We start from the raw sequence: 750 nt of genomic DNA, 5'->3' as shown, positions 1-750 counted from the left end.
GTGCCGGGCCGCTTCTCCACCGACAGCCGCGTGCACATCACGAGCAGCACGTCGCCCACGCGCGCGTGCCGCTCCCGTACGACGGCGTCCGCGGCCCCGGGCCGGCAGCGTTGGAGGTCGACTCCAAGCGGTGCCCGCACGACGTTGCGGGCGCCGATGCGGACGAACTCGCGCTCAGCCCACTCGGTGGTGCACACCACGCGCGCGTAGGCGTGCGCGGTACGGGAGTTGAGCACGTCGGCGGCGCGCCGCGCGGCCCGTTCCGGCACGCCCCAGGTGCGCAGGACGCCGTGCGCGGTCTCGTGGGACACCATCACGGCGGGCACCCGGGCGCGCCGCGCCCACTCACCGGTCCAGCGCAGGGTCGTACGGTCGGAGACCTCCAGCCGGTCGGGCCGCAGCTCCGCCAACAGCCGTGCCACACGCCCACGTTCGGTCAGGACGCGGTAGCCGCCGGTGCCCGGCAGCGGCGCCCCCGGGAGCGTGATCACACGGCCCTGGGCGGTGTCCAGGTCCGAGAACCGCTCCCCCGGCACGATCAGCACCGGCTCGTGCCCGGCCGCCCGGTACCCGGCCCCCAACTCCCTGAGCGCGGTACGCAGTCCGCCCGAAGCAGGGGCGACGAAGTTCGCAAGCCGCACGATCCGCAGCCCCGCGCTCATGCCGCCACCATCGTGCGCGCGTCGAGCACCTCGGCGTAGTGCTCGACGAGCAGGTCCCCGACGGCCTGCCAGGTGCGCCCCGCGACGG

Annotated in this window: 1 protein-coding gene; it reads right to left on the bottom strand. The window is 75.5% G+C overall.

All coding sequences use genetic code 11. The features are described 5' to 3' along the window. Positions 1 to 662, bottom strand: a 662-nt coding sequence (locus G3I40_RS16485; protein WP_164302908.1) for a glycosyltransferase, incomplete at its 3' end; no start/stop codon positions are given. Positions 663 to 750: the final 88 nt, after the last annotated feature.

Source organism: Streptomyces sp. SID14478 (genome assembly GCF_010548525.1).
Taxonomy (GTDB): domain Bacteria; phylum Actinomycetota; class Actinomycetes; order Streptomycetales; family Streptomycetaceae; genus Streptomyces.
The sequence above is the reverse complement of the archived record's forward strand: the minus strand, read 5'-3'. Positions and strand labels throughout refer to the sequence as shown.